The 4,703-nt window shown below is 55.5% G+C and carries 5 protein-coding genes; 4 read left to right on the top strand and 1 reads right to left on the bottom strand.

Annotated features, from left to right (window positions below; translation table 11 throughout):
* Window positions 1–84: 84 nt before the first annotated feature.
* From tnpA to CXF87_RS11495, 4 genes are read left to right on the top strand one after another with little or no spacing between them, the layout of a single operon-like run.
* A complete protein-coding gene (tnpA, locus tag CXF87_RS11510; RefSeq protein WP_016915086.1) occupies window positions 85–372 on the top strand; it encodes an IS66 family insertion sequence element accessory protein TnpA in 288 nt (95 codons plus the stop codon).
* Window positions 369–713, top strand: coding sequence for an IS66 family insertion sequence element accessory protein TnpB (tnpB, locus tag CXF87_RS11505; RefSeq protein WP_044630870.1), 345 nt, complete (start codon window positions 369–371; stop codon window positions 711–713). Before tnpA ends, tnpB begins: the two co-directional genes overlap by 4 nt.
* 28 nt (window positions 714–741) lie before the next feature.
* On the top strand, window positions 742–2,376 hold the full coding sequence (gene tnpC / locus CXF87_RS11500) for an IS66 family transposase (protein WP_232774898.1): 1,635 nt from the start codon (window positions 742–744) through the stop codon (window positions 2,374–2,376).
* On the top strand, window positions 2,366–2,635 hold the full coding sequence (locus CXF87_RS11495) for a hypothetical protein (RefSeq protein ID WP_054641827.1): 270 nt from the start codon (window positions 2,366–2,368) through the stop codon (window positions 2,633–2,635). The genes tnpC and CXF87_RS11495 overlap by 11 nt, the downstream gene beginning before the upstream one ends.
* Here CXF87_RS11495 and CXF87_RS11490 read toward each other — a convergent pair.
* Window positions 2,609–4,703: hypothetical protein (locus CXF87_RS11490; protein WP_232774897.1), on the bottom strand; the 2,095-nt coding region annotated here is incomplete at its 5' end. The two genes, CXF87_RS11495 and CXF87_RS11490, sit on opposite strands and share 27 nt — an antisense overlap.

The raw sequence follows: 4,703 nt of genomic DNA, 5'->3' as shown, positions 1-4,703 counted from the left end.
TAAGCGTTCATTCCACGACGTTCTGCCACCCTGCTGAAAATCGCCCTACAGTAACCTCACACTTTCCAACACGAGGTTACCCCCATGAGAAAGCACCGCACACCCGAACAGTGGCAGGCTCTGGTCAATCAGCAGCGTGACAGTGGTCTGTCAGCTTCGAAGTTCTGCAAACAAGAGAACATCGGCTACGCCAGTTTCTGTAACTGGCGCAAGCGCCTGTCCGATCAGGCGGCCGGTGACTCAGCGGATTCCGGCGAAGCCGGTTTTCTGGACCTGTCCTCTCTGATGGGTGCGGCGCAGTCCGGCCCAGGCTGGAACATTGTGCTGAGCCTGGGCAACGGCGTCGAACTGCGGCTGAGCCAGAACGGATGATCGGGCTCGATAGCCAGGCGCGCATCTGGCTGTGCACCGAGCCCACCGACATGCGCAAATCGTTCCGGGGCCTGAGCGCCCTGGTTCGGAATCAATTGAAGCACGACCCCCTCAGCGGTCAGTATTTTGTCTTCGTCAATCGCCGTAAGACCCAGATGAAGATGCTCTACTTTACCGCCACCGGTTACTGTCTGTGGGCCAAGCGCCTGGAGCAGGGCCAGTTCCGGGTGCCGTTATCCGCCTCCGGTCAGCGAACCCTGACCCTGACGGATTTGCAGCTGCTGATTGACGGCATTGAGGTGCAGAAATACCGCCAGTTCAAGCGTTTTCGAGGGGTATAGAAGACAGAGTTCCGGTATAATATCGGCCATGAATTCAACGGCTTCAGCTTCTTCTCCCGGTACACTTTCCTCCTCGGCTCTGGCCGAGGAGAATGCACTGTTGCGGGAGCAGGTCCAGATCCTGCAGCGCCAGTTGGACTGGTTCAAGAAGCAGCTGTTCGGCCCCAAATCCGAGAAGCAGGTGGTCGATCTGCCCGGGCAGGACAGCTTGTTCCAGCCAGAGGAGGCACCGCGACCGGAACAGCCTGCCGATGAAGAAAAACGCACTATTAAGGCTTACCAGCGCGGCACCGGCAAGAAGCAGCGGGACGACGATTGTCTGAACGACACCGGCCTGCGCTTTACGGCGGATGTGCCGGTGGAAGTGATCGAGCAACTGCCGCCGGAGCTGACCGGGCCGGACGCCGACCAATACGACATCATCGGCACCAAAACCACCTACCGTCTGGCCCAGCGGGCCTCCAGCTATGTGGTGCTCAAATGCGAACGCCCGGTGTTCCGTCGTAAGGGCACGGATCAAAAACCTGTGACAACACCAGCCCCGTTCAACGTGCTGGACAACAGCCTGGCCGATGTCAGCCTGCTGGCCGGGTTGCTGGTGGACAAGTTCCAGTTCCACCTGCCGCTGTATCGCCAGCACCAGCGCATTCAACAAGCGGGTATTACCCTCAGCCGCAGCACCCTGACGAACCTGGTGAAGCGGGCCATCGACCTGCTTCGGCCCATTGTGGACGCCCAGACCGACAACGTGCTGCGCAGCCGGGTGCTGGCCATGGACGAAACACCCATCAAAGCGGGCCACCAGGGCCGGGCAGGCCCGCAGAAAGGCAAGATGAAAACAGGCTGGTTCTGGCCCCTATACGGTGATGACGACGAAGTGGTGTTTACCTACTCGAACAGTCGGGGCCGACTGCACATCGAGCAGGTTCTGAACGACCAATTCAGTGGCACTCTGATCAGCGATGGTTATGCCGCATATGCCCGCTATGCCGCGGCCCAGAAAGGCATTACTCATGCTCAATGCTGGGTGCATAGTCGCCGTTGCTTCGTTGAGGCCCAAAAGGATCATCCTGAGAAGGCCACCGAAGCCCTGCAACAGATCGCGAAGCTGTACCAGATTGAAGATACCATTAAGGAAAAGGAGCTCACCGGCGAGAAGAAGCGCCAATACCGGCTGGACCATGCGAAGCCGGTCGTCAGCGGCTTCTTCCAATGGTGCCGGGATCAGTTGGGGCAAGGCGGCCTGTTACCCAGTGAACCGTTAACCAAAGCCCTGAATTACGTGCTCGGCCGGGAAACGAGCCTGACGGTGTTCCTGGTAGATCCGGACGTACAACCCGATACCAATCACCTGGAACGGGCCCTACGGCCCATCCCCATGGGCAAGAAAAACTGGATGTTCTGCTGGACCGAACTAGGCGCGGAACACCTGGGCATCATCCAGAGCCTGATCAGCACCTGCAAGCTGCACGATATTACCCCCTACACCTACCTGGTGGACGTGCTGCAACGCATCAGCCAGCATCCGGCCAGTGACGTCAGCGACCTGACGCCTCGTCTCTGGAAAACTCGGTTCGCCGAGAACCCGTTGCGGGCGCTGATCGACCCACGCCACCCTGATCGACAGAGCAAACAGCCGGAGGCCACCGTTCATGCGCATTGAGGACATGAGCATCGACCAGTTGCTGGAATTGAATCAATACGTCTGCCGGCGCATCGACGAACTGAGGGATCAGGAAAATCTGCAGGCACTGAGTCAGTTGCGGGTGGGCCTGAAAGTAACCTTCGAGGGCCGGGAAGGCCCGGTGCTGGGGATCGTCACCAAGATCAACCGCAAGAGTGTGATTGTTCTGGCCGAGGACGGCCCCAAACAGTACAAGGTCTCGCCGGAGTTATTAAGGCCTCTGCGTGACGTGAAGTAGGTCAACTACGTCGTGGAATGAACGCTTACTTTTGAAGCGCATATTGCTTTCAGCTTCCTTAATAACACCTTCAAGGATAGCAGCATGTACCGGGGACAATCCCAACGCCTCACTCGCTCGTCGCACGTTCTGCCGTAGTGCGCCTAATCGCAACGCCTTCATCAGTAAATGCGGTGTTGGTTCGTTAAACAAAGAAAGCTCTTGAGGTAGCGCAGAAGCCGGCGTGTAACGTTTAAAATCCTGCGGCTTTATTGCTTCTTTGAGCATGCTGCCATTTGTCCCTTTAACAGGCGTCAGCGCATCCGCCCATTCTAGAATCAAATGATTATAGTTCAGCAGTCCTGTCGATGGCTGGCGGTGCCCCATTAAGCGCGCCAGCCCCATCATCACGCGACGCGAACAGTAATGTTGCTGCCCCATCACCACCTGACGTATGTTAGCGCTATCTATATGCTGGGTTATTTTGGTGGCGACAGGCGTGTTTAGCTGCAGCAGAGAGGCTGCCGTTATATTGTAAAACGCATGACGGGTGTGATGTAGTGATAGTGTTGGGCTGCCACTCACGTGACGCAACGCATCTATCTCAGCAGCGCTGATTGCTGATGCACTAAGCGCTACTTCGACTTTCCCATCGCGTATCTCGCCTAGCAGCGGTAGGGATGCCTCACCACCCAGTAGCGCATCATGACGATTAAGCACAGCGTTAAGCGTACGTTGCTCTGTCGCATCGAGAGAAAACAAAAGCGGCACAGCACGTCGAGAGGCCTCACTTTTTAATGTTCGATAACGATTGTTCCTAATCAATACCCAGCAGTAGCCATGAGATTCACACCAATCTCGCCTGAGCAACCCTCTCGCTTCATCAAGCCTCAAACCAAAGCGATACGCGCATAGCAATACAAACTGAAGTAAACACGCAATATCGGGGGCTCGTTGCGATGCTTCTATCCGCTTCAGTGTCTCAAGGTATTCTCGTTCTGAGAGCATTTCAGCTCGCACGTGTCGTCCTTGCTCTGCAACGGGTAGCTCATCCCAATCCGGCTCTTCAACGCCGAGAGAGGCGGCTACGCGGTGAAAAGAACGTAGACGATGGCTAAAATAGCTCATATCGCTCAACTGGGTTTCTTGATAATCAATCAGACCTGCATAAAAGGCGGTGATTTCTTCACTACCGAGCGCCATCAGGTCGACACCGTACGCAAGCTCCTCAAAAAGCTTACGCAACGCGCCCCAGTAACGATGGATACTACTGCTTTCGAACGGCTTAAAGCGCCTGCCCGCTCGCCCCTTACCACTCCGGATAACCGCTGCGATCCAGATGACCAACAGCATGATGGCACTACTTACCTTACCGTTTCGCTGTGTTACTAGTTGCTCCAGCGATTTTGCCGTTATTTTAGCCTGCGGCTTGGTGTAGCCATCCAAGATTTGCTTCACCTCTTTAAATAGAAGCACAGCCTGTTGCTGCAGCTCATGTTTATCGCCATTAGCTCGTAATAGCGCTGGCAACGCTGTCGAGAGCTCCAGATCCTCAGTGTTGACTGCTGAAGGTGGGAACATCAGCGATTTGCCGTGCACCATACGAATGTGCGCTTGCATAGGGAGGCTGGTGGCCACTATCCGCCCTGCTAACGCGCCAGCCACTACGCCCGGTAATCTCAGAAGATTGGCTTGATCGACAATAGCGGCCGCCTGCCCAAGTATCTGCTGGATCGTTATACACTCTTGTCTCTCACAGCACTGGATCAACGCCTCAGGCAAAGGCGGCGCTTGTTTTGGGATCGTCCAAGGATCGTCGAGCGCTTTGCTAGATGTTAGGCGTTGGCCGTAAGTTAGTAGTGATGCCACATGATATGACACTGTGTGCCGCTGTACGGGGGCTTGCCAGCTGGTGCTATCTAACTGTTCGCTATATTCCAAGTAATAGGTTTTACGGTGATATAACAGCCGAAAGTTATCCCCTTGGCACACATCCTTCAGAAGGCGCATATAACAAATGCGTTTTTCAATACACAAAAGTAACGCGCCGAGCGCTAATGCCTGGCGTTTAGAACAGTGGGTTCGGGTA

Source organism: Halomonas sp. MES3-P3E, assembly GCF_002836035.1.
In the GTDB taxonomy this organism is placed as follows: Bacteria; Pseudomonadota; Gammaproteobacteria; order Pseudomonadales; family Halomonadaceae; genus Vreelandella; species Vreelandella arctica.
This window is presented reverse-complemented; position numbering and strand designations above follow the sequence as displayed.

Bases quoted from the DNA above. Each gene is read 5' to 3' on its own strand.
- tnpA (WP_016915086.1), top strand. From the start codon at position 85: ATGAGAAAGCACCGCACACCCGAACAGTGGCAGGCTCTGGTCAATCAG.
- tnpB (WP_044630870.1), top strand. From the start codon at position 369: ATGATCGGGCTCGATAGCCAGGCGCGCATCTGGCTGTGCACCGAGCCC.
- tnpC (WP_232774898.1), top strand. From the start codon at position 742: ATGAATTCAACGGCTTCAGCTTCTTCTCCCGGTACACTTTCCTCCTCG.
- CXF87_RS11495 (WP_054641827.1), top strand. From the start codon at position 2,366: ATGCGCATTGAGGACATGAGCATCGACCAGTTGCTGGAATTGAATCAA.